Genomic DNA, 24,301 nt, shown 5'->3' with positions numbered 1-24,301 from the left:
TTAAAATATAGGATAGAATTGTGCCCGCAAGATTTGCGGCAGAAAGTTAAACTAATCGAAGAGTATAGCGTAGATTCAGCGCCAAGCTTAGCGGCTATTGTAAGTGCTGAGAAATTGCATAATTTCTTGCACCACCATACGCGGTGGACGCGTATCTGTTTCAATAATTAACGTGGCTATTTCACGATACAAAGGATCGCGTAAAGCCAATAGAGCAGTTAAGACTTGCTCTGGATTTTCCGTTTGCAGTAAAGGCCGATTGCGGTCTCGAGCTGTTCGCGCCAGTTGGTGCTCAACTGAGGCGTGCAAGTAAATAACCACCGCACCTTGACGCATTGCTTGACGGTTTTCTGCCCTTAGAACAGCACCGCCGCCAGTGGCTAACACCAATCCTTGTTGCCCACAAAGCTCTGCAATCACAGCCTGCTCGCGATCACGGAAACCTGCCTCGCCCTCGACATCAAAAATCAATGGAATACTTGCACCGGTTCGCTCTTCAATTTCTTTATCAGAGTCTTTGAAGGGCAAAGCCAGCTCTTTAGCAAGCAAACGCCCGATGGTGCTTTTGCCAGCACCCATCGGGCCAATAAGTATGTAGTTGCGTGTTTGCATTAATTATTCAGTGTAATGGCCTGATTATTCATAATACGCGGAGTGATAAAGACCAATAACTCAGACTTTTGATCCGTCACAGTATCACGACGGAACACGCGACCTAAGAAAGGCAAGTCACCTAAGAAAGGCACTTTATCAACCGATTTGGTTTGCGTATTAGAGAATACACCACCAATGACAATAGTTTCACCATCGGAGACCAAAACGTTAGCGTTGACCTCATTCTTTTTGATTGGCGGTACGCCATCTAAAGCATTGGCAAAGTCTGGCTCATCCTTAGTTACCTTCACATCCATGATAATGCGGTTATCTGGAGTGATTTGCGGGGTAACTTCAAGTGAAAGCGCAGCTTCTTTAAAGGAGGTACTGGTTGCACCACTGGAGCTGGCTTCTTGGTATGGAATCTCAGCACCTTTTAAGATTTTGGCAGTTTCTTTATCTGAAGTAACCACTTTAGGCTGGGAAACTACCTCACCGTTTCCGGTTTTTTCCATAGCCGACAACTGCAAGTCTAAAATTGCATGATTGGAGAGGAAACCAATACCCAATCCAGAGGTTGAATTGCTCGCGCCTAAGTCAACAAAAGGACTACCGGCACCATCTTGCCCCGTTGCCGTCCAGTTACCGCTACCAGTGCTTAAAGCTCCACCCCAGCGCACACCTAAGCTTTTGCTGTAATCAACGTTGGCTTCGACAATGCGCGCTTCAATCATCACCTGACGCACAGGAATATCCAGCTGAGCAACCACTCGGCGAAGTTCATCCAGCTGCTCTTGGGTCTGATAAGCAATAATGCTGTTGGTACGATCGTCCACAGTGACTGAACCACGCTGATCACCATTACCACTGGTCACTGACTGGAATAAAGCAGCAATTTGCGAGGCCTTAGCATAGTTCACTTGGATCAGCTCGCGACGTAGCGGCGCCAGCTCAGCAATTTGCTTCTGTACTTCCATTTCTTGACGTTCACGGGCAGCAATTTCATCTGCCGGCGCAACCAGAAGCACATTACCGATTTTACGCTTATCGAGCCCCTGAGTTTGCAGCACTAAATCCAAGGCCTGATCCCAAGGCACATTCTGCAGGCGCAAAGTAATATTGCCTTGCACGGTATCACTGGCCACTAAGTTTAAGTCGGTAAAGTCAGCAATTAATTGCAGCACCGAACGCACATCAATGTCTTGGAAGTTTAACGACAGTTTCTCACCCGAATAAGCAAAACGTTCAGCATTGCGCTGCTCTATTTGCTCTTGCGTAACCGGCTTCACACTGATGGTTAATTGGTCATCTGTTTGATAGGCCAAGTAATCATAAATACCGGTCGGCTCAATCACAATGGACACATCGCCATTGGACTCGCTGGCATTTACAAACTGCACTGGCGTGGCAAAATCTTTCACATCCAAACGCACACGTAACGCTTCAGGCAATGCTGACTTAGCAAAGGTGAGACGAATTTTACCACCTTGGTCCTGAATATCTGGCGTGTTGGTTGGATCGTTAAGTGAAATAACTACATTACCTTCACCTTGCTCACCACGCTGGAAATCAACATTGCTAATGCCACGCGGCTTAGCCACATATGGTTTAACAATAGGGGTATTTGCCACCGGCTCAGAAGCGCTGACACCCTCACCCACTACAACATATAAGTCCTTGCCATCAGCTCGGGTGCTGTACGGTGCAAGGTTGGTCATGTTAATGATTAAACGGGTACGATCTTGCGCTTCAACAATGCTAACACTACGCGCATTACCTGCCCCTAGCTCACGGTTTTTAGTACCGAGCTTATTTTTCACTCCTGGCAAATCTAAAGCGATACGCGCAGGTTGCTCAATGGTATAGCCTCGCGGGGCAGTGACTGGCTCATCGAAAGATAATTTAAGTTCAATTTTATCACCCGGTAACGCTGCAACATCAAGTCCTTGCAGGTTAGCGGCGAGCAATGCTGGGGCAAATACAGCAGCCAGCAAAGTTATACCCATACGAGAAATTTTTGTTTTCATTTTCCAATTCCGTTGTGCTTTCCAATAGTCAATTTTCATAGCCAGCCCCACTCAAGAGCGTTCCTGCAAAGCCAGAGTGCGCGGCCGTTCTAACCAGCCACCATCGCCATCAGAAACAATTTCGATTACTTCAATACCTGAAGGAGTAATCGCCGTTACCCGCCCGTGGTTGCCACCTAGGTAGTCGCCTAAGCGCACCCGGTGTACACCATCCCCACCACGAATCAAGGCATAAGAGCCTGCATCATTTGAAAGTGTCCCCACCATGACAAAGCTTTCAATATTAAAACCTTCAAGGAACTGCTTAACGCGAGTTTCATCTGGCTTAATATCCTTGTCGCCTTTCTCACGACTGCTCAACTCTATTTTTATCGGTGGCTGGAACGGACTGCGCAAGGCTGCAGCCATATAAGTAAAGGGTTCATACACAACTTCTTTGGGCATGGGTTCAATGGCCCCTTTCGGCCGCGCTCGAACTTCATCCATAAAAGCCTGCAAGTCAGAGAAACTATTGGATGAGTCACAGCCCGCTAACCCCATAGCTAGAAGTGCCACTAAGAGATAATGAGAGCGCTTCATTTCTTCGCTCCTTGATCATTGTAACGGTAGGTTTTTACCAGGATATTCATAGCCAGTTTAGAACTGTTGCCTGCGGTCACCGGCTTAATAGAGAAATCATGCAAAGTCACAATACGCGGCATACCGGCCACCGCACTGACAAAGGTGGCTAAGTCATGATAACTGCCAAGCACTTTAACCTGGATCGGCAACTCAATATAAAAGGGCTGCGTGACCTCTGGTAATAGCTTGATTTCCTCAAACTCTAGACCAGAGTTTAAGCCAGCGCTGGTGATATCCTCTAACAAACCCGGCACTTCGGTATCACTGGGCAGCTGCCGCAAGAGCGCTTCAAAAGAGGCCTCCATCAACTGCATCTGCTCTTTGTACTCTTCCAAGTTAGCCGCTTGTCGCACCTTTACCGTGAACTGCTCCTTCAAGGTCGCTTCCTCTTGTCGAGTGCGCTCCAAACTGTCTTGCAAGTCGGTTAAGTGCATGAAATAACCCAGCGCTAAAACAACCACCAGAACTATTAAGCAAGCTAATGCACGGACTGCCGCAGGCCAAGAACCAATATTATTGAGGTCCAGCTCAGCAAAATCGACCTTGCCTAAGCTTTTAAAAGAGTCGACTAAACTCATTTCTGACCTCCTGTCTTACTTTCATCACTTGGCACTGTCTGCTGCACAGTCAGCTTAAAAGTATTTCTCTGATCGAGTTTATCTGCACTCTCTGCCGTCACCGACGTTAGATTAGGTGCTGCCAACCATTCGGAGTCGTCATGATTACGCATTAAGCTGGAAACCAAGTTGTTTGACTCGGCAGCCCCCTCAATGGAAATTGATTTGCCTACCATTTTTAAATCTGTGAAATGTACGCCATCTGGCAAAGTACGCACTAACTGATCAAAGACGCGTGCTGCAATCGGGCGATTACCCTGCAGGTCCTGAATAATTTTCATACGCTCAACCAATTGCTGACGTCGGGTTTTAAGTTCACTGATTTCTTTAATTCGCGCGTCTAGCGCTGATATCTCTTTACGAACAAACTCATTGCGAGCATTTTGCTGGGTAATGGCTGCATTGAGGTATTGATCCGCTAAAAAGACCACGCCTCCTGCAACAATAAGCACACCAACCAAAGTGACTAAAAATCGCTGTTTGCGCTCTTCGCGCAACTGTTCGCGCCAAGGCAGTAAGTTGATGCGTGCCATCAGTCAAAACTCCTCATTGCTAAACCACAAGCAATCATCAACGACGGAGCATCACTTGCCAGTGCCCCTGCGCTGACTTTACTGCTTAACGTCATATTCGCAAATGGGTTAGCCACTAGAGTTGGCGTACCAATTTTCTGCTGCACCAGTTGGTCAAGGCCAATAATAGAAGAAGTACCACCAGCCAAGACGATATAGTCAACGTCGCTGTACTGTCCCGCAGCAAAAAAGAACTGTAAAGAACGTGATACCTGCTGAACCACCGCATCCTTAAATGGGTTCAATACTTCAGTCTCATAGTCATCTGGCAAGCCACCTTGCTTTTTAGCCAAACCCGCCTCTTCAACAGTCAAGCCATAGCGCCGCTGAATCTCTTCAGTCAACTGCTTGCCACCAAACATTTGCTCACGGGTATAGATCGTTTGGCCATTGTGCAAAACGCTAAGGGTCATCATAGTTGCGCCAATATCGACCACAGCAACAGTGAGCTCTTCTTCACCGTCGCCCAATTGCTCAGCCAGCAAACTATATGCCCGCTCCAGTGCGTAAGCCTCAATCTCCACAACCTTGGCAGTCAACCCAGCCAAACCCAAAGCAGCCTCACGCACCTCAACGTTTTCTTTACGGCAAGCAGCCAGTAAAACATTCACCCGATCACTGCTACGCGCAGCAGGCCCCTGCACCTCAAAGTCAATTGCGACTTCTTCTAGCGGGTATGGAATGTATTGGTCTGCCTCTATTTTCAACTGGTTTTCCAACTCATCGTCAGACAGCCCAGCATCCATTTCAATGGTCTTTGTAATAACCGCAGAGCCCGCAACAGCAACAGCAACCTGTTTAACTCCTGTGCGCGCTTTGGTTACCAGACGGGAAATGACTTGCCCGACCATTTCCAGTTCAGCAATATTTTTTTCCACAATTGCATTAGGTGGGAGCGGCTCAACAGCATACGCCTCTACTTTATAGCGGCTACCTGAGCGGCTCAGCTCTATGAGTTTGACTGAAGTCGAACTTATATCGATCCCCAGTAGCGTATTCGCTTTCTTTTTGAATAACCCTAGCACGACCGAATTCCTATCAGCACCCGTCACTTACGTACGGCTTTTATTTCTTTTCACACTTAAAGAGAGTTTTAATAAGACAGCCTAAATAGCTTCTCTTGCTTAAAAACGCTTATAATGCGCCCAGTTTTATTATATGACTCTGTAATCCCCACACCCCTTAACTTTTCGGGAATCCAATAGCCTTGATGCACTTGCTGAAATTCCTCTTTGCCACCCTTACTGCTGTAGTTTGTGGACTTGCACTTAGCTTAAGCGGTGCTTTTTTATACTTAAGTCCCAACTTACCGTCTGTCGAATCCTTACGCAGTATAGAACTACAGATTCCTTTGCGGGTCTATAGCAATGATGAAAAGTTAATCGCTGAGTTTGGAGAAATGAGACGCTCTCCTATTTTATTCAACGATATCCCTGAAAACTTCATTCATGCACTGCTGGCCGCAGAGGATGACAATTTCGCCAACCATTATGGCGTAGATCCTGGCAGTTTAGTGCGAGCTGCTGCTCAAATTTTGAAGACAGGCCGCATTCAAACCGGTGGTAGCACCATCACCATGCAAGTGGCCAAGAATTTTTTCCTTTCTAGCGAGCGTAGTTTCTCACGTAAAGCCAATGAAATCTTATTAGCCTTACAAATTGAGCGTGAATTAACTAAAGACGAGATTCTAGAGCTTTATATCAACAAAATATACCTCGGCCATCGCGCTTACGGAATTGAGGCGGCCTCGCAGGTTTACTATGGCAAGTCTATTGGCGAGGTGAGTCTTGCTGAACTGGCAATGATTGCCGGCCTCCCTAAAGCCCCTTCGCGCTTCAACCCCATTGTTAATCCTGAGCGCAGCTTAGAGCGCCGCGACTGGATTCTTGGACGCATGTTACGGCTAGGACGTATTTCGCCAGAAGATTATCAAGAAGCAATTGCAGAACCACTTACTGCTCGCCTGCATGTCACTGCACCCGACCTGGTTGCACCCTATATTGCTGAAATGGCTCGAGCAGAAATGGTTGGGCGTTTTGGCGGCCAAGCCTATACCGATGGCTACAGCGTAACCACAACTGTGCCATCCGATTTACAAATGCAAGCCCATCAAGCCATCCTCGATGGCCTCAGCGCATACGATCACCGTCACGGTTACCGCAAACCCGAGCAAACTGCGCTGCCGCAAGCACAGTGGACTGAAGTGCTCAATAAAACTCGCACCATTAGCCAGTTTATCCCAGCAATTGTCAGTCAAGTGCATAACGACTCCATCACAGTGATGCTGGCCGACGGCGCTGAAGAACCCGTTGCTTGGCAAACCATGCGCTGGGCACGCCCCTTTATCAACAGCCGTAGCATGGGGCCAGTACCTAGAAGACCGGCCGATGTCGTCCAGGTTGGCGACCTCATTCGTGTTCAACGTCAAGCTGATAACGCCCTCAGCTTCGCACAAATCCCTAAAGCCCAAGCTGCGCTAGTCTCTCTAGATGCAAGCAATGGTGCCATTCGCGCTCTTGTTGGCGGTTTATCCTTTGAACAAAGCAATTATAACCGTGCAATCCAAGCCAAACGTCAGCCGGGCTCCAGCTTTAAACCTTTTGTTTACAGCGCTGCACTTGATGCCGGCTATACCGCAGCCACTATCGTTAACGATGCACCATTGGAAATATTTGAGCCCGGCATGAAAGCTGTGTGGCGACCGAAGAATGACAACAATACTTTCCTCGGCCCTATTCGAGTCCGTGAAGGCCTGTATCGCTCACGCAACTTAGTCTCGATTCGTATTTTGCAAGATATCGGTATGCAATACGCCCGCGACTACATCAGCAAGTTTGGCTTTAATCCCAACGACCTGCCGGGCAATTTATCCTTAGCGCTCGGTACCGCCACTTTAACCCCACTGGAAACCGCTGCAGGCTGGACTGTATTTGCCAATGGCGGCTATAAAGTTGAGCCCTATTTGATTGAGCGCATCGAAAACCGTGACGGCCAAACAATTTTTCTGGCCAACCCACCCAGCATCCCATCTGAGGGCACAGCACCAGCTGACAGCCTAAGCCCAGATCAACTGTTAGCTGATAGCGAGCTTGAACCACAGTTAATGGCCGAGCGGGTGATTGATGAGCGCACTGCCTATATTATGACTGACATGCTGCAAGACGTGATTAAGCGGGGAACAGGGCGCCGCGCTTTAAGTTTAAACCGTAGCGACTTAGCTGGTAAAACCGGCACCACTAACGAGTCGAAAGACAGCTGGTTTGTGGGTTACAATAGTGACTATGTCACCAGTGTTTGGGCAGGTTTTGATCAACCAGAAAGCCTTGGCCGCAACGAGTATGGTGGCACCATAGCCCTACCCATTTGGATTGACTACATGGCGTATGCACTCAAAGACAAACCCATGCACCAAATGAAAGAACCCGCTGGCATGATGACCTTACGCATCGACCCAGTTAGCGGGCGTATTGCGCGCCCTGGCACAGCCAACGCGTACTTTGAGATCTTCAAAAGTGAAGATGCACCACCCACTATGGATGAGTTTGAAAATAGCTGGGAAGCACCTAGCAGCCCTTATGCAGAGCCTGCTGAACTGGCACCTATTGATCTTTTCTAACTAAAACACTGCAGCAGTACTGCAGCGCTGAGCACAAAAGTGTAGGCAATAAAAAACCCGCCATGTGAACCAACCTATCCAATAATTGGAGGGCAGTGCACTGAGCGGGTTTTTTGTGAGCAGCTAAAGCTTAGCCGTTAAACACATCATCCACGGATGTCAGTGGGTAGTGCTTAGGGTAAGGCAGAGTAGCTACACCGGTTTCAATGGCAGCTTTCGCCACAGCATCAGACACCAAGGTAATTAGACGTGGATCCATTGGCTTTGGAATAATGTATTCACGACCAAACTCTAAGCAATCAATACCGTAAGCATCACACACGGCATTGGACACCGGCATTTTCGCCAAGTCACGCAAAGCGTATACCGCTGCAATTTTCATTTCTTCGTTAATACGCGTGGCTCGAACATCCAGCGCACCGCGGAAAATAAACGGGAAACCTAGAACGTTATTCACCTGATTAGGGTAGTCAGAACGGCCAGTGGCCATAATTACATCAGGACGAGTTTCGTGGGCAAGCTTCGGATCAATTTCAGGATCGGGGTTGGAGCACGCAAATACCACAGGGTTTTCTGCCATGCGCATCAAGTTTTCTGCACTGAGCAAATTCGGGCCGGACAAACCAACAAAGGCATCAGCACCGTCCATCGCATCAGCTAAAGTGCGACGACTGGTCTCATGGGCAAAAACAGCTTTATATTGATTGAGATCGTCACGGCCAGAGTGAATCACGCCTTTACGGTCAATCATGAAAATGTTTTCGACTTTAGCACCCATACTAATGAGCAGCTTCATGCACGCTGTTGCAGCAGCACCGGCACCCAAGCAAACAATACGTGCTTCTTCTAGGGTTTTACCGGCAATTTCTAGCGCGTTGAGCATACCTGCAGCAGTCACAATCGCAGTGCCGTGCTGGTCATCGTGGAATACTGGTATGTCGCACTGTTCAATAAGCGCACGCTCAATTTCAAAGCACTCAGGCGCTTTAATATCTTCAAGGTTAATACCACCGAAGGTGATGGAAATACGCTTAACTGTATCAATAAAGGCTTGTGGGCTTTCGGCATCAACTTCGATATCAAACACATCCACACCAGCAAAGCGCTTAAACAATACGCCTTTACCTTCCATCACTGGCTTAGATGCCAGTGGGCCTAAGTTACCTAGACCTAAAATAGCCGTACCATCAGAAATAACTGCAACAAGATTGCCTTTACCGGTGTACTTATAAGCAAGATCGGCATCACGGGCAATTTCACGGACGGGCTCAGCGACACCCGGGCTATAGGCTAGCGCTAAATCGCGCGCTGTGGCAGTTGGTTTGGTGAGCTCAACACTTAATTTCCCCGGACGCGGGGAAGCATGGTATTCGAGAGCGGCGGTTTTTAGATCAGACATAATTAGAATTTTCCGCTTAATTGTAATAATAAAAGTAACGAATTTGACGATATCGGAGCATACTCAAGAACACTAAGTCCCACAAGTGCGTCTCCATTACCCTGTCTGCATAAATGTCGATCTTCTGGATCTTTGAAGTTTAATTACGACATTTTGCACTCATTGCAATTCAAGCATACTGGGGTGACTGACCGTTAAACGCCACTTGGCATGCCTTTTAGGCTGCCCTTTACGTTCAGAGATCCAGCCCCGGGATTTTAGCCTGCGCCCCTGCCACTGCTCAAAATTTACACCTTGAAAGTACTGTAGCGCACTCAAAGGAATGTTTATAGTCACAGAATGACCTAAATCGAGCCAAACACCACCTTTGTTACGCTCAACATGCTTAATACGCCCTTGCAGCAAGGTAAAGCCGCCTTTATTGAGCTTATCAGCAGGAGTAAAACGGGCTGTTTTCCATAAACCCACTTGCCGCTCACGAGCGGACTGCTCTGCCTGTGCTAAACAATCAGCTAAAGCAATATTAGGCGCAATCACGACATGGTAGGCCAAGCCGTCAGCGATTAACTGCTCTTCCAAGCTTAAGCCATGGCGATCATACAGGTGCGCCAAAACTCGACCATAGCGGTCATGGCTTTGCTCACCCACTTGCAAGCCCACTTGATTGTGATTGGCCTTCACCAACTCAGTTAAACGGCGCGTAGCTTGTACTGCGAAAGGTTCTGCGCTACGTCCGCGACCCCCCATTTCTGGGGCATCAATGCCAATCAAGCGTACCCGTCGCTGATCGTGTAAACGCAACGTATCGCCATCCACCACGTACTCTACTGCATGCTCAGCAGGAACATTATTAATAGAGCAAAATAGAGTCGAAGCAGAGCTATGACAAGATAGCAGCAAAAAAAAAGCGCCCATTAAGGACGCTTTTTTCAGTATTGCCACGACCGATTGTATATTGGTCATTTACATACTCATTACTTTGTTGCGCCAAAACCACCGAAGCGCTGCTTAAAGCGATCAATACGACCACCGACATCAAGCACTTTTTGTTTTCCGGTATAGAAAGGGTGGCACTCAGAGCACACATCAATACTGATGTCTTTACCGATGGTAGAACGAGTAGTGATCACGTTACCGCAGCTGCAGGTAGCGTTGATTTCAACATAATTTGGGTGAGTATCGGCTTTCATGGAGTTTCCTCGAATATAACCGTGCCGCCACCCAACACCATTGTCGAGTACCGCACGAAAACAGGGGGTGAATAATACCAGAGCAGACGCCTGTTGCAATAGACTTATTCGACAATATACGCTCAACGGTAGATTTCCAGAGCAAATTGCAGGCTCTACACAAACCCACATCATTTAAATACTGCAGGTTTCGCACTTTCACAATCTTTTCGTCATACTATTAGTCTATAAACCGTTACACAATCCCCGCTTTTGCGGGATGAGGAGCCACTGTGAGTATCAATACTGCCAACCGAATCTTTCCAGCTACTCGATTACGCCGCAACCGCCGTGATGATTTTTCTCGCCGTTTAGTGCGCGAAAACCAGCTGAGTGTCGATGACCTGATTCTCCCGGTATTTGTCTTAGACGGCAGCAATCGCCGTGAAGCAGTTCCTTCAATGCCTGGGGTGGCGCGCCTCTCCATTGACTTACTACTCAAAGAAGCCGAACTCTGGGTTGAACTTGGCATACCAGCACTCGCTCTCTTCCCAGTCACCCCACTAGAAAGCAAATCACTAGACGCCGCTGCGGCTTGGGACCCAGAAGGCATCGCCCAACGCGCTGTACGTGCTCTACGCGAGCACTTTCCAGAGCTTGGCGTTATCACCGACGTAGCCCTTGACCCCTTCACCACCCACGGTCAAGACGGTATTTTAGATGACAACAACTATGTTCTAAATGAAGAAACAGTCGATGCATTAGTACGCCAAGCCTTGTCTCACGCTGATGCAGGCGCTCAGATTGTCGCCCCCTCAGACATGATGGACGGCCGTATCCAAGCCATTCGTGAGGCCCTAGAACTGGCTGGACACTCCAATGTGCGCATCATGGCGTACTCGGCTAAATACGCGAGCGCCTATTACGGCCCATTCCGCGATGCTGTTGGCTCTGCTGCCAACCTTGGCTCGGCAAACAAATCCACTTACCAGATGGATCCTGCCAATAGTAACGAAGCGCTACATGAAGTTGCGACTGACCTCAGCGAAGGTGCTGATATGGTCATGGTTAAGCCAGGTATGCCGTACTTGGATATCCTGCACCGCGTCAAAGAAGAGTTTCGAGCGCCCACTTTTGTCTACCAAGTCAGCGGCGAGTACGCAATGCACATGGCTGCCATTGAAAATGGCTGGTTAAGCGAAGCAGTGATTATGGAGTCCTTGGTGGCGTTTAAACGTGCCGGAGCCGACGGCATCCTTACCTACTTTGCGGTGCATGCAGCCAAGCAGCTTAAACAAGGCGTTTAACTTATAACGGAGAGTCTATGCGCAACGCAGGATCTAAGCAGCCCACTCAAGATACTGAGCACAATCTGCACACCGCAAACGCGGTAACAGCAAGCAATGCATCCTGCGCCGCCATAGCGCCGCCGAACCTCGATGACAGCAGCCTATATTTGCATCGAGAATTATCACAACTGCAATTTAACATTCGTGTTTTAGAACAAGCGCTCGATGCAAGCACTCCACTGCTCGAGCGTTTGAAATTTTTGCTTATTTTCTCCAGCAACCTCGATGAGTTTTTTGAAATTCGCGTAGCTGGATTAAAAGAACAAATCACTTTTGCGCGCGAGCAAGCAGATGCTGACGGCTTACAACCGCACCAAGCTCTAGCGCGCATTGCTGAAGTGGTACACGAGCAAGTTGATCGTCAATATCAAATCCTTAACGATATATTGCTGCCAGAACTGGCCAAACAAGACATACGTTTTGTCCGCCGCCGCAAATGGACCAGTCAAATTCAGGCTTGGGTCAAAGCATATTTTGAAGAAGAAATTGCGCCAATCATTACCCCTATAGGCCTTGATCCCACCCACCCCTTTCCGCTGCTGGTCAATAAAAGTTTAAACTTTATTGTTGAGCTGGAAGGCGTCGATGCCTTTGGTCGCGACTCTGGCTTAGCCATTTTGCCAGCACCGCGCTTATTACCACGCATTATTCAAATCCCAGAAGACGTTGGCGGCCCTGGGGTTAACTATGTTTTTTTATCCTCAATGATTCATGCCCATGCTGATGACTTATTTCATGGCATGAGTGTGCGCGGTTGCTATCAGTTTAGATTAACCCGCAATGCTGACTTATCTGTCGATGCCGAAGGTGTAGAAGACTTAGCCCGAGCACTCAGAGGCGAACTCTACTCGCGCCGTTTTGGCAATGCCGTGCGTTTAGAAGTTGCAGATACCTGCCCTGCTCACTTAGTTGATTTTTTGCTCAACCAGTTTGGCTTAGCGCCCGCTGAGCTGTATCAAGTCAATGGCCCTGTTAACTTAACACGCTTATTTAGCGTGACCCATCTTGCCAGTCACCCACACTTACAGTTTCCAGCATTTACCCCAGCCATCCCCAAAGCACTGCAAAACAGTGAGAATATTTTTCAAGCCATCAGCAAGCAGGATATCTTGCTCTACCACCCATTTGAGTCTTTCACCCCTGTTATTGATTTGCTGCGCCATGCCGCTAAAGATCCCTATGTGCTGGCCATTAAACAAACCCTGTACCGCGCCGGCGCTAACTCTGAGATTGTTGACGCTTTGGTTGATGCGGCGCGTAACGGCAAAGAAGTCACTGTCGTCATTGAGTTGCGCGCACGTTTTGATGAAGAATCAAACCTTGCTCTGGCCAGTCGCTTACAAGCCGCTGGTGCAGTGGTTATTTACGGCGTAGTTGGTTTTAAAACGCACGCTAAAATCGCATCCATTTTACGCCGCGAAAACGGTAACTTTGTCCGTTATGCCCACCTTGGCACTGGCAATTACCATGCTGGCAATGCACGCCTATACACAGATTACAGTTTACTGACCGCTAACCCAGAGCTCTGCGCAGATGTCTCCAAGTTATTTAGTCAGCTGATAGGTATGGGTAAAACCTTACGCATGAAAAAACTCTTTCACGCACCTTTTACCCTAAGAAAAACACTACTGGATTTAATTGCCCGCGAAGCCAGTAATGCCGACGCCGGTCAACCTGCGCGCATTATCATCAAGGTCAATGCCCTGACCGATGCCCGTATGATTAAAGCCCTCTACAAAGCCAGCCAAGCAGGCGTAGAAATTGATCTCATTGTGCGCGGCATGTGCTGTTTACGCCCTGGAATTGCCGGGGTTTCACACAATATCCAAGTGCGTTCAATCATTGGTCAGTTCCTTGAACATAGCCGCGTTTTTTACTTTTTAAACAGTGGCGCTGACGAGCAACTGCTGCTGTCCAGCGCGGATTGGATGGAGCGCAACCTCGATAAGCGCATCGAGACCTGCTTCCCATTAGAAGGCAAAAAAATGCTGGCGCGGGTCAAAAAAGAGCTGTTGACCTACCTCAAAGACAATACCCATGCTTGGCTATTACAAAGTGATGGTAGCTACCAGCAGCTGCAACCCACTGCAGAACAGCAAGACTGTCATGCCCAAGCCCAGTTACTGGAGCAGCTGAGCATACCGCTAATAAAAGTCTCCTGATGCAGGCCCTATCTGCAGCATACTGCTTGCCTTAATTTTACTGCGCCCACAAAAAAGGCAGATGCTGTTAAACATCCGCCTTTATTCTGTATCCAATCTAGATGCTGGAGTACCACCTTTGTGACACCCCAGCCACCCGAGCGACTTACTTGATTAGCATTGTGCCTTTTTCAGCCAAGTTAGTGTGCCAAGAGAAGGCTTTTTCTAAAACGTGCGGAGTTTGGCCGCCACGCTCTTTGGCTGCTGCTAAGTAATCACGGGCCTGCTGCTTATAATCAGGGTGCATGCAGTTTTCGATAATACGCTCAGCTGCCTGAGTTGGCGCTAAACCGCGCAAGTCTGCATAGCCTTGCTCAGTGATGATCACGTCAACATCATGATTGGTGTGATCCACATGGGCTACGAAAGGTACAATTGCAGAGATTTTTCCGTCTTTAGCGGTGGATTGCGTCACAAAAATAGTGATGCGCGCGTTACGGGCGAAATCACCTGAGCCACCAATACCGTTCATCATGTGCGTGCCGCCAACGTGCGTTGAGTTTACGTTACCGTAAATATCCACCTCTAGTGCAGTATTGAACGAGATAATACCCAGACGACGAATGACTTCAGGGTGGTTGGAGATTTCTTGCGGACGAAAAACAATTTTATCTTTGTACTTCGCCAGATCTTTACCTAGGCTCTCAACTCGCTTTTTCGACAGTGACAATGCCGTACCAGCCGCAAACTTCACGACCCCAGCATCAATCAAGTCAAATACACCATCCTGCAGCACTTCAGAAGCAACAACGATGTCTTTAAAGCCAGAGGTTTTCATACCATTAAGCACAGCGTTTGCCACCGAACCAACACCTGACTGCAACGGCGCAAGGCTTTCAGTTAAACGACCTGCTTTAACTTCTTCGCCTAAAAAGCTCAGTAGATTGTCAGCAATTTGCTGGGTTTCAGCGTTGGGCTCAAACAGTGGTGAAGGAATATCAGGCTCGCTAGAAATAATGATACCGCGTACTTTCGCTGAATCAACTTTCATTCCCGGTGTACCAATGCGCTTGCTCACTTCAAATATTGGAATAGCTTCACGGGTATTTTCACCTGCTGCACTCTGCATATAAATATCATGCATGCCTTCATACTCAGGTGGTGCACTGATATTTAGCTCGATAATCACATGCTTAGCGGTATCAAGGAATATAGGTGAGTTACCTACAGAACCAGTCGGGATAATATCGCCATCTTCAGTAATGGCAGCCGCTTCAATAATTGCGTAGTCAAGACTTGGGTACGTACCTTGACGAATCGACTCGGCAACATGTGATAAATGCTGGTCAATATAAAAAATTTCGCCTGCGTTAATTTTTTTACGCTGGACGGGATTGCCTTGGTACGGCACTCGCAGGTTAATGATGTCAGCTTCAGCCATGGACTGATCCGCAGCTGGGCCCATCGACGCACCAGTGAACAAGTCAATTTTGAATTTTTCTTTTTTCCCACGCTCAGCTAAAGCTTTAGGGAAAAGTTTTGGCTCACCAAATAGAGTAAAACCACTCATCCCCAAAGTCATGCCATCTTCAATCCATGTGGCTGCTTCTTCTGCTGTCACTACTTTATCGAGAAATGCTTTATTGCGAATAAATTTACTTAAATCAGTGCTCATGCAACCACCTTTAAAGAGTTGTTGTGTTCAAGTATGTCTAACAGCAGCCTTAACTAGATAGGCTTTATCTGGATGTTCGCAGCATTTACGCACTGCTCGAATAACACATCAGACGCTTTGACTATTACCCAACATTCTAGGCCGATCAGTTTTTTTAACAGCTATACTAAGGTCGATTTTCACGCCTTAACCTGGCTGGCCATCTACCCGTGCTTGCCACAACATGGGTGCATAGCTCCAAAGATACATAGCAAAACCTAACGTCCAGCATACTGCGGCAACCCACAGGCCCGGCATATAGGCCCAATCCACCAGCACAACACGGGCTAGCGCACCAAGGTTAAACAGCACAAAAGCCCAAGTCATCGACTTTGGCGGCTGCAATTGTCGTCCAGTGTGGCCAAGGGTTACGCGAGCAATCATTCCTAGAATAAGCCCACCCATGGCTCCCACTGTTAACGCATGCACAGCAAGACTCATATTTGCGAATACAGAAAAGTGCCATAACGCCATTGCCACACAAGCAACCCCCATCCACGCATAAGCCAGATGCAAGGACCACAGCAGCGGCACACGCCAAATACCTGCGTCATACCAGTGCAGCGAACGCAACAAGTGCCCAACACCTAAAGCTGCAAAGACTACGCCCGCTAACACTTCAGCGTGTAGCGCCCAGCCCTGCATAATCGCCAGAGAGACGATAATGCTGCCAATGAGTAAAGCCCAATCCAGCTTTGGCCAAGGCGTCACTGCATCTTTGCGCAACAGGCCACGCTGGGTGAAAAACGGGATAACCCGCCCACCAATCATGCTCATAATTGCGGCAACAAACCATATTCCACCGGCTGTTGCTTGGCGCTGCAAAAGATCATTACCCGTAGCCATTGCATACAAGGTCACCCCGTTAGCGATGGCCAGCAGGCTTAATACCAGTACTAGTGGGTAGTTACGCACTTGCCGCACAGGCCAAACACTGCGCGCCATCTGCGCCGCCACCAGCGGCAAAAATAAAACATCCAAGACGATCACGCACCACATTGGCGCACCCACCAACCAAGCCAGTCGCGCCGCAACCCATAAGACCGTTAGCGCCATTAGCGGTTTGTCTGATAAACCTGGAACGCCAGTCCAGGTCTGCACCGCTGTGAGTAAAAAACCTGCAATTATTGCTGTGGCAAAGCCAAACAACAGCTCATGCCGATGCCAAGCCAACCAACCTCCCGTTGGCTGCCAGTCAGCGAACCAGCCATTCAAAGCCATAACCCACAAAGGAATAGCCAGCACTGCCAAGACACTGCCCAGCAAGAAAAAAGGCCGAAAACCTAAGCGAAAGAAAGGCATGATGGTTAATGCCTGCCGCCGATCCAATACCTGCATTGCAACTCTCCTCAGCTGAACCAGCACACCCTAAGCGGCTGACACAGCATGTATTGACTGTATGTTATTAGCATAGACCTGTTAATGAGAAGTATTGCTAGATTAGAATCAAGAACAATAAACTTTTTTACCTACAACCGCTGACCCAGTTAAGTCGTAGGCACAAAAAAACCGCCGAGCAGACTCGCTGCTGGGCGGTTTTTTAATGACTCAACTCAGCTATTAATTTAAGCCTTGAATATAGCTTGAAATAGCTTTGATATCTTTATTGCTTAACTTAGCGGCAATGGTGCGCATAATCATTGCTTCACCATCGTTCGCGCGATCGCCTTCACGGAAATCCGTTAATTGCTTAGCAGTATAGGCTGCATGCTGACCATTCAATTTAGGGTAGATCGCAGAGTCAATGCCTTCACCTGTTGGTGTGTGGCAACCAATACAAGCAGGCATGCCATCTTCTAGCTTACCGCCCTGAAAGAGCTCTCCGCCACGCTTAACTAGGTCTGGAGCAGCGGCACCAATAGTACCTTTCTGGCTATTGTACCAAGCGGCAATATCTTGCAAGTCCTGATCTGTCATTGCATCTAACATGCCTGTCATCTCAACAATTGGACGCTCGCCAGATTTAATATCAAGCATTTGCTTATACAAATAACGCTGACCTTGACCGGCCAACTTCGGAAAGTTTGGCAATGTGCTGTTACCATCAGCATTGTGACAGGCAGAACACATAGCAATTTTACCTTGACCTGCAGCTGCATCTCCCTCGGCATGGGCTAAACCACTGATGCCCAAGGTCAATAACAGACTTACAAATAGTTTGTTCATCAGCTCTTCCAACTACGGCTAAAATTATTTTTCCAAGATAAAACCAGTCATGGAGTTGACCCAGCTAACCTCGGCGCTTATAAATTATGCAAACATTACCACATTCTGCCGCACAGACAACCTTTGCAGATACATTCACGGCAATACGCACATACTATCCGAAGCATTATATACTGCTCAGACTAAAACGGAAACGAACCTCTTGCCGCACCTTTTTACTTGGATAACTTATGCAGCCTAAAAACCCCATTATTGGCCTGTGCCAACAAGCCAGCTTTTTAACCAGCGCGGCACGTGTTGAGCAGTGTCCTGAAGATGAAGGCTACGAAGTCGCCTTTGCTGGGCGCTCCAACGCGGGCAAATCCAGCGCACTCAATACTTTAACCCGCGCCAGCTTGGCACGCACCTCAAAAACCCCTGGACGTACGCAGCTGCTCAACTTTTTTAGCCTCGATGAAGAACGCCGCTTAGTTGACCTGCCCGGCTACGGTTATGCCAAAGTCCCCATTCCATTAAAATTACACTGGCAGCAGCACCTCGAAGCGTACTTGGGCAGCCGCACCAGCTTGATGGGCTTGGTGCTGATGATGGACATTCGCCACCCTTTAACACCTTTTGACTGCTTGATGCTCGATTGGGCGGCAAGCAGCCAAATGCCGATGCATATTTTACTGACCAAAGCTGACAAACTGACGTTTGGCGCCAGTAAAAGTGCACTGTTGAAAACCCAAAAAGAAATCGAAAAAAGATGGGGGGCAACAGCAAGCATTCAACTCTTTTCATCGACTAAACGCCTAGGTGTTGCCGAAGCCCATCAAGTCCTCGCCCAATGGCTGCAACTGATCGAACCAGAAGCAGAGGCCACTACAGCCCCTTAGCGCTTTAGTTTTTTATTCAGCCGCGGTGTTGCTCTTGCAGTAAAACCACAACACCGTGGCGACGCCCAAGCTAACTCCAGCCCAGGATTAAAAGCTACGCCCCAGATTCAAATAAAAGGCGCTTTCAGAGTCATCATTAATCCCATAACTAAAGTTGAGCGGACCGATTGGCGTATCCACCGCGACAAACACACTCATCGCATTAATATAGCCACTGTCTAAATCATTCGACTGATTCCACACTCGTCCACGCTCTAACGATAAACCAGCATAGACAGGCAGACCCAGCGAAAATGCTCGCACTGGAGTTAAGCGCCGATAATAAACCATACGCCCAATACTGACATTTTGTCCGGCCAGCGCGTTTTCACGGTAACCTGATAACTGCTGCGCACCGCCCAACTGATAACTGGATGACACCACCTCATCAGCATCCAAGGTACGTGCATAGCGCCCACCAAAGACAAAAGTATTTGCCCCCCAACTCAGTGGTTTATTCAGCTCCACCAACCACTGCCGATAACGCTCATCAGAGCCTAGCTCGGTGGCGTGCTGGAGTGCAGAAATGCGCAACTCCTCGCCACTGCGTGGAAAGTCAACATTATCTAAACTATCAAATGCATATTCGAGCTGGTAATAACCCTCTTTAAAGCTAAAGTCGGGTAGCCCTTGCTCACCAATACGCACATCTGCATCGCCCCAGCCAGAACCCACACCAAAGCGTACCTCAGCATTGGTGCTTATTTGCCGGCCTAAATTCAAACCATAGCGAATGCGTTGCAGACGGTATTCAGCAATGGGGTCACCTTCTTCTCTAAACTTAATATTACGAACCTCACCATGCAGCCACGGCGAGACAAAATAGCGTGAACCAATATCCAACGGCTGATAAAACTCAGTGTAGAGCTCTTGATGGTCACCCAGCTGCACCCGTGTCAACCACTCCGCACCCAAACGGTTCAAACCGTTCTTACGGAAACTGGCACCGATATTAAAAACACTGTCGCCACGAAAATCATCTGACAAATTTAAACCCAGACGCAAGTAATCAGTACCGGTACTCTTATCTGTGGCATTTATCACCAACGCATTCCCATCTTGCTCAGGGATCAAGCGGTACTCAACTCGATCAAAATACTCCAAGCCGTACAGCGTACCCATATCTTTCTGCAGTTTTTCAATATCTAAAGGCTCATTTAGCGGCTGACGTATATAATAACGAATCACTCCGTCACCCACTTTTGACGTGTTATGCACTTTGATTGAGGTAATCAGCGGGGCCTTTTTTTTCTTTTTTAAATTGCTCGAGAGTTTTTGTTCAGCAGGTAAAGGTTGCGCTAATTCAGCTAGGCGCCACTGCAACACATCAGTGGCACGGTAACCCGCGCTGATCAAATCTTGGCCGCGAGCAAAGTCGGTAATACCATAGCCTGTCAGTTCAGGCTGCACTAAAATATCACTCGAAGTTAGCGTTGCCAGTTGCGCTTCAGAGTTACGCCGCGTTAACAAAGCCACTGACTGATTTAAAATATCAAAGACAGTATGCAGTGACTCGGTTGTTGCCAAAGGTGAGCCAATATCCACTACGATCACTCGATCGACGCCCATTTGCCTGGCAATATCCACAGGAATATTATCCGAGATACCACCATCCACTAACAGTCGCCCATCCACTTCTACCGGTGTGAGCAACGCTGGAATCGACATACTGGCACGTACTGCCAAGGCTAAATGTCCTTGCGAGAACACCACACTTTCCCCGGTGGCAATATCAGCTGCAACTGCACGAAAAGGCACTGGCAATTCATCAAAGTCCTCCACCGCACCAGCACGGGCAAAGAGCTTTTCTAATAACACCGCCAAATTTTGCCCCTGCAAAACACCGAGCGGCAAACCTAAGGTGCCGTCATCGCGAAAGCTCAGCTTTTGTTTGACCAAAAAGTCTCGATCATCTTGCTTGCGGCGAAACGGCACATCTTCGCGGGGCGGGTCATCTGATAGTGCTTGCTGCCAGTCTAAACTGATTGCCAACTCCTCTAGCTCAGCAACACTATAACCCGCAGCATATAAGCCACCGACCACTGCCCCCATACTGGTACCGGCAATAGCATCAATGGCCACCCCTTGCTCTTCTAAGGCTTTGAGCACACCAATATGCGCCAACCCACGCGCAGCACCACCGGACAGCACTAGCCCCACCCGTTCACGCTGCTGCTCAGCAATAGGCTCAGCAACCACAGTAGCGGCAAGACAGACAATAAAAATACTGGTGCACCAGCTAAAAAAACGACGCATAAACGACATCTCAAAAACACGAGGTATGGAAAAAAGACAGGCACTACTCTAGCAGTTGCGCAGCACTTTGTAGGGCAAAGTATAGGTTAGGCACGATAAAAGCGGGAGCGGAAAGCGCTGTAATTTTACCCAAGGCAACGCGCAGGTCTTAACCAGCCACTTGGTAGAGTACGCCGCAGTTAAAATACGGGGAGATAGATGTCAGTTCTGGGCAGCATGAGAACGTGCAGCGCCCAGTTGCTCAACTGCCAGATACAAAAAAGCCCCGTATAACTACGAGGCTTTCTTTTAATTGGTGCCGGCACCAAGAGTCGAACTCGGGACCTACTGATTACAAGTCAGTTGCTCTACCAACTGAGCTATACCGGCAATGGCGGCCATTATATAGATTACAGATACCTTGTAAAGCCTTTCTGTAATTATTTTTAATCTGTGCAAATTCAAGTGCTTAGCGAGGCTGGCTGGAATAGACGCAGACCTGAAAACACTTGCACTCTAAGCTCAGTTTACAGTGCGCTGTGCCAGTAATAAAAGATTGCGCGGGGTTAGCGCACTGGCACAAAACTCACCCAAGGCCACAGTAAAACCCTGCTCCTGCAAAAACAGCGCTTGATCTATTACCAACCACAACTCTAGCGGTCGCCGAAATAAGCCGCGCACCAACTCCAGGTTTCGCACCTCTGCTAAACGCTGCCAGCCCTGCGCCTCCAGCACTGACCAATCTTGCTGCGGCACCGGCGGCAACTCTTTTAGTGCGGCCAAATCAAGACACCACTGAGCAAAAGACTTGTTAAACCACTGCGCGGACAAGGATGGGGTGGGCAAATAGGCATCAACGCCACGCAACTTGCGCTGCAACCCATCAAACGCTAAACGCCAAGCCATGGACTGATCACGCAAACGCCGCTCGCGAGCACTGGCGGTGACTGTCGCCAATAAAGGCAGAGCAAGATCATCACGCTGCAAGTCCAGTGCGGAGGCTTGCCCTAACTTAGATAGCGGCTGATAGCCCTCTGCTAACGTGCGGTTATAACAACAGGGGGCTAAAGCCAGTGCCGCAGTATCTTGCCCGCCAACCTGGCGCACTAAATGCGTATGCAAGTCACCGCAGGCATGTAACGCGACAATAGCGTCACTGCGCTGTACAGGTGCAAGACTCGCGGCGCTCATAACATCACACAGACTGTGCTGTGCCTGAGGTACATACTTGGCACTGATTGCCTGCCCGCTCGCAATCAGCTCTGGATTAAACTCTAAACACTCCAACTCAGCATTAGGCCAAGCCAAGTAACGTCCCAAATGCCCCTTGCCTGCACACCAGTCAAGCCAGCGCTGACTGCGCGCAAAGGGCAGATTAACCGCACCCTGCACAACACTCGCAAAAGCTTCTATTTGCTGCCATTTACGCTCGGCAATCCCACTTTGCATACGCAATGGACGCTGCACCACCTCGGCGGCCGGAAAACGTCCCAAGCGAGAAAGCTGTTCGGCCTGTTCAGCCCAAGCAACAAAGGGTTGTGGTGCTGACAAAGTACTGGGATCAAGATGGCTGTTTTCGGCATCCGCTAAGCTGCGCTGGCGTAACCAAGTAGCCAGCTCAGGATAATCCGCTTGCCAGTCTAAACTCTGCTGTATAAAAGGCTTTTCGCGCCAAATACCTTGTTGCGCCAGTAAGAAAGCATCCAGAGCGAAAAAACGCTCAACTAATGCCTCACCAGTGAGTAATGGCGCAATAGCACTCAAGGCTAACGACCCTGTAACGCATCCACGCGCAATTTACGTTCTAGCCAGCGGAAAAACTGCACTAGAACAAAGGTCATGACTAAATAGAACAGCCCTGCGGCAAAGAAGATTTCCACCGGTAAGTAGGTGCGGGCAATAATAGTCCGAGCCATCCCGGTGAGCTCTAATAACGTAATGGTGCTGGCCAGCGAACTGGCTTTAAGCATGAGAATCACCTCATTACTGTAAGCCGGTAAACCAATGCGGGCCGCCCGCGGCAAAGTAATGTGCCACATAGTTTGCCCGCGGCTCATCCCTAGCGCACGCGCAGCTTCAACTTCGCCCGGTGGCACAGCTTGAATCGCACCACGAATAATTTCTGCGATATAAGCAGCGGTGTGCATCGTCATAGCCAATAGCGCACACCAGTAAGGGTCACGCAAATAGGGCCAAAAAACACTTTCACGCACCGCATCAAACTGCGCTAAACCGTAATAAACTAAAAACAACTGTAACAGCAATGGGGTGCCACGGAAAAAGAAAATATAACTAAAAGGCAGTGCACGCACATACCAATGCCGTGACGCTCGCGCCATTCCTAAAGGTATAGCCACCAGCAAGCCAACTACCACAGATATTGCGACCAACTCTAAAGTTAAGTAAGCGCCTTCCAGTAGTTTTGGCAGCCATTTAACAATCACATCCCACTTCATGCTGCGCTCCTTACAAAGCCGCGATTAGCGCGTTTTTCAAAGAAGTGCAAAGCCAGCATGCTTAAAACTGTTAACGATAAATAAATACAAGCAGCCACCATAAAGAAAGTGAATGGTTGCTTCGTCGAGGTCACTGCCACTTGGGCACTGCGCATCACTTCGTTGAGCCCAACAACAGACACTAACGCTGTATCTTTCATTAGAATCATAAAGAGATTGCCCAAACCTGGAATCGCAATTCGCCACATTTGCGGCAACACTAAACGAAATAGAATGCGCGGGCGGGATAAACCAAGGGCCAAACCAGCTTCACGGTGCCCACGAGGAATAGCCAATAAAGCGCCACGAAAGACCTCAGTGGCATAGGCACCAAAACACAAACCTAACGCTATCACCCCAGCGGAAAAAGCGCTGAGTTCCAGCTCAGGGTAACCAATGGCCTCACCCAACTCCCGCACGAAACTGACCGAGCCGTAATAAATCAACAAGACCCAGAGTAACTCGGGCACACCACGTACCATGGTCGAGTAAGCATCACCCAACCAGCGTAAAACACGATACGGCGAGGTTTTCGCTAAGGCACCCGCCAGCCCTAAGACCAACCCCAAAGCTAAAGAGCACAGCGCCAGCTTAATTGTCATCCAAGCACCAGCAAGCAATGCTGGACCAAAACCATAGAGTTCAAAGTTCATCAGAAGTACTTGTGTC

20 protein-coding genes and 1 tRNA gene are annotated in these 24,301 nt (G+C 48.6%); 4 read left to right on the top strand and 17 right to left on the bottom strand.

The genetic code is table 11. The features are described 5' to 3' along the window. Positions 1-87 precede the first annotated feature (87 nt). Genes aroK through O6P33_RS03355 form a run of 6 tightly spaced genes read right to left on the bottom strand, consistent with a single transcriptional unit; the run spans position 88 to position 5,456 of the window. The gene (aroK, locus tag O6P33_RS03380) at positions 88-612 is read right to left on the bottom strand and encodes a shikimate kinase AroK (protein WP_269818841.1); all 525 of its coding nucleotides are present in this window, start codon (positions 610-612) and stop codon (positions 88-90) included. Then, positions 612-2,621: a type IV pilus secretin PilQ family protein gene (pilQ, locus tag O6P33_RS03375; protein WP_269818840.1), complete on the bottom strand. Its 2,010-nt coding sequence runs from the start codon at positions 2,619-2,621 to the stop codon at positions 612-614. Before pilQ ends, aroK begins: the two co-directional genes overlap by 1 nt. 51 nt (positions 2,622-2,672) lie before the next feature. Further along, positions 2,673-3,200 (bottom strand): pilus assembly protein PilP, encoded by a 528-nt coding sequence (locus O6P33_RS03370; protein WP_269818839.1) that lies wholly within the window; start codon positions 3,198-3,200, stop codon positions 2,673-2,675. After that, on the bottom strand, positions 3,197-3,820 hold the full coding sequence (locus O6P33_RS03365; protein ID WP_269818838.1) for a type 4a pilus biogenesis protein PilO: 624 nt from the start codon (positions 3,818-3,820) through the stop codon (positions 3,197-3,199). Before O6P33_RS03365 ends, O6P33_RS03370 begins: the two co-directional genes overlap by 4 nt. Continuing rightward, on the bottom strand, positions 3,817-4,392 hold the full coding sequence (locus O6P33_RS03360; protein WP_269818837.1) for a PilN domain-containing protein: 576 nt from the start codon (positions 4,390-4,392) through the stop codon (positions 3,817-3,819). Before O6P33_RS03360 ends, O6P33_RS03365 begins: the two co-directional genes overlap by 4 nt. After that, the gene (locus tag O6P33_RS03355) at positions 4,392-5,456 is read right to left on the bottom strand and encodes a pilus assembly protein PilM (protein WP_269818836.1); all 1,065 of its coding nucleotides are present in this window, start codon (positions 5,454-5,456) and stop codon (positions 4,392-4,394) included. Before O6P33_RS03355 ends, O6P33_RS03360 begins: the two co-directional genes overlap by 1 nt. Before the next feature lie 182 nt (positions 5,457-5,638). Between O6P33_RS03355 and O6P33_RS03350 the strand changes: the two genes are divergently transcribed. Then, positions 5,639-8,047 carry a penicillin-binding protein 1A gene (locus O6P33_RS03350; RefSeq protein WP_269818835.1) on the top strand — a complete coding sequence of 803 codons (2,409 nt, stop codon included), beginning with the start codon at positions 5,639-5,641 and terminating at the stop codon, positions 8,045-8,047. Positions 8,048-8,177: 130 nt separating this feature from the next. Here the strand turns inward: O6P33_RS03350 and O6P33_RS03345 are convergent, their stop codons facing one another. The 3 genes from O6P33_RS03345 to rpmE form a co-directional block, all read right to left on the bottom strand. Continuing rightward, the gene (locus O6P33_RS03345; RefSeq protein WP_269818834.1) at positions 8,178-9,446 is read right to left on the bottom strand and encodes a malic enzyme-like NAD(P)-binding protein; all 1,269 of its coding nucleotides are present in this window, start codon (positions 9,444-9,446) and stop codon (positions 8,178-8,180) included. Between the two features lie 159 nt (positions 9,447-9,605). Beyond that, positions 9,606-10,409 carry a thermonuclease family protein gene (locus O6P33_RS03340; RefSeq protein ID WP_269818833.1) on the bottom strand — a complete coding sequence of 268 codons (804 nt, stop codon included), beginning with the start codon at positions 10,407-10,409 and terminating at the stop codon, positions 9,606-9,608. 11 nt (positions 10,410-10,420) lie between these two features. Then, positions 10,421-10,636: a 50S ribosomal protein L31 gene (rpmE, locus tag O6P33_RS03335; RefSeq protein ID WP_269818832.1), complete on the bottom strand. Its 216-nt coding sequence runs from the start codon at positions 10,634-10,636 to the stop codon at positions 10,421-10,423. Positions 10,637-10,908: 272 nt separating this feature from the next. Between rpmE and hemB the strand changes: the two genes are divergently transcribed. Both hemB and ppk1 read left to right on the top strand, forming a co-directional pair. Beyond that, positions 10,909-11,922, top strand: a complete 1,014-nt coding sequence (hemB, locus tag O6P33_RS03330) for a porphobilinogen synthase (RefSeq protein ID WP_269818831.1) — start codon at positions 10,909-10,911, stop codon at positions 11,920-11,922. Positions 11,923-11,939: 17 nt separating this feature from the next. After that, positions 11,940-14,126, top strand: coding sequence for a polyphosphate kinase 1 (ppk1, locus tag O6P33_RS03325; RefSeq protein WP_420094958.1), 2,187 nt, complete (start codon positions 11,940-11,942; stop codon positions 14,124-14,126). Positions 14,127-14,271: 145 nt separating this feature from the next. Here ppk1 and O6P33_RS03320 read toward each other — a convergent pair whose 3' ends face one another. The 3 genes from O6P33_RS03320 to O6P33_RS03310 form a co-directional block, all read right to left on the bottom strand. Next, the gene (locus O6P33_RS03320) at positions 14,272-15,780 is read right to left on the bottom strand and encodes a succinate CoA transferase (protein WP_269818830.1); all 1,509 of its coding nucleotides are present in this window, start codon (positions 15,778-15,780) and stop codon (positions 14,272-14,274) included. A gap of 186 nt (positions 15,781-15,966) precedes the next feature. After that, a complete protein-coding gene (locus O6P33_RS03315; RefSeq protein ID WP_269818829.1) occupies positions 15,967-17,157 on the bottom strand; it encodes an NnrS family protein in 1,191 nt (396 codons plus the stop codon). Between the two features lie 222 nt (positions 17,158-17,379). Then, positions 17,380-17,985, bottom strand: coding sequence for a c-type cytochrome (locus O6P33_RS03310; protein WP_269818828.1), 606 nt, complete (start codon positions 17,983-17,985; stop codon positions 17,380-17,382). Between the two features lie 230 nt (positions 17,986-18,215). Here O6P33_RS03310 and yihA point away from each other — a divergent pair, with 230 nt between their 5' ends. Then, the gene (gene yihA / locus O6P33_RS03305) at positions 18,216-18,863 is read left to right on the top strand and encodes a ribosome biogenesis GTP-binding protein YihA/YsxC (protein WP_269818827.1); all 648 of its coding nucleotides are present in this window, start codon (positions 18,216-18,218) and stop codon (positions 18,861-18,863) included. An 87-nt stretch (positions 18,864-18,950) separates the two neighbouring features. Here yihA and O6P33_RS03300 read toward each other — a convergent pair whose 3' ends face one another. The 5 genes from O6P33_RS03300 to O6P33_RS03280 form a co-directional block, all read right to left on the bottom strand. Continuing rightward, positions 18,951-21,158 carry a patatin-like phospholipase family protein gene (locus tag O6P33_RS03300; RefSeq protein ID WP_269818826.1) on the bottom strand — a complete coding sequence of 736 codons (2,208 nt, stop codon included), beginning with the start codon at positions 21,156-21,158 and terminating at the stop codon, positions 18,951-18,953. Between the two features lie 293 nt (positions 21,159-21,451). Continuing rightward, positions 21,452-21,527: transfer RNA gene (locus O6P33_RS03295), tRNA-Thr, on the bottom strand. Positions 21,528-21,659: 132 nt separating this feature from the next. Further along, positions 21,660-22,901 carry a methyltransferase gene (locus O6P33_RS03290; RefSeq protein WP_269818825.1) on the bottom strand — a complete coding sequence of 414 codons (1,242 nt, stop codon included), beginning with the start codon at positions 22,899-22,901 and terminating at the stop codon, positions 21,660-21,662. 2 nt (positions 22,902-22,903) lie between these two features. Further along, the gene (locus tag O6P33_RS03285; protein ID WP_269818824.1) at positions 22,904-23,593 is read right to left on the bottom strand and encodes an ABC transporter permease; all 690 of its coding nucleotides are present in this window, start codon (positions 23,591-23,593) and stop codon (positions 22,904-22,906) included. Then, positions 23,590-24,285, bottom strand: coding sequence for an ABC transporter permease (locus O6P33_RS03280; RefSeq protein WP_269818823.1), 696 nt, complete (start codon positions 24,283-24,285; stop codon positions 23,590-23,592). The genes O6P33_RS03285 and O6P33_RS03280 overlap by 4 nt, the downstream gene beginning before the upstream one ends. Positions 24,286-24,301 lie beyond the last annotated feature (16 nt).

Source organism: Denitrificimonas caeni (assembly GCF_027498055.1).
GTDB lineage: Bacteria > Pseudomonadota > Gammaproteobacteria > Pseudomonadales > Pseudomonadaceae > Denitrificimonas.
The sequence above is the reverse complement of the archived record's forward strand: the minus strand, read 5'-3'. Positions and strand labels throughout refer to the sequence as shown.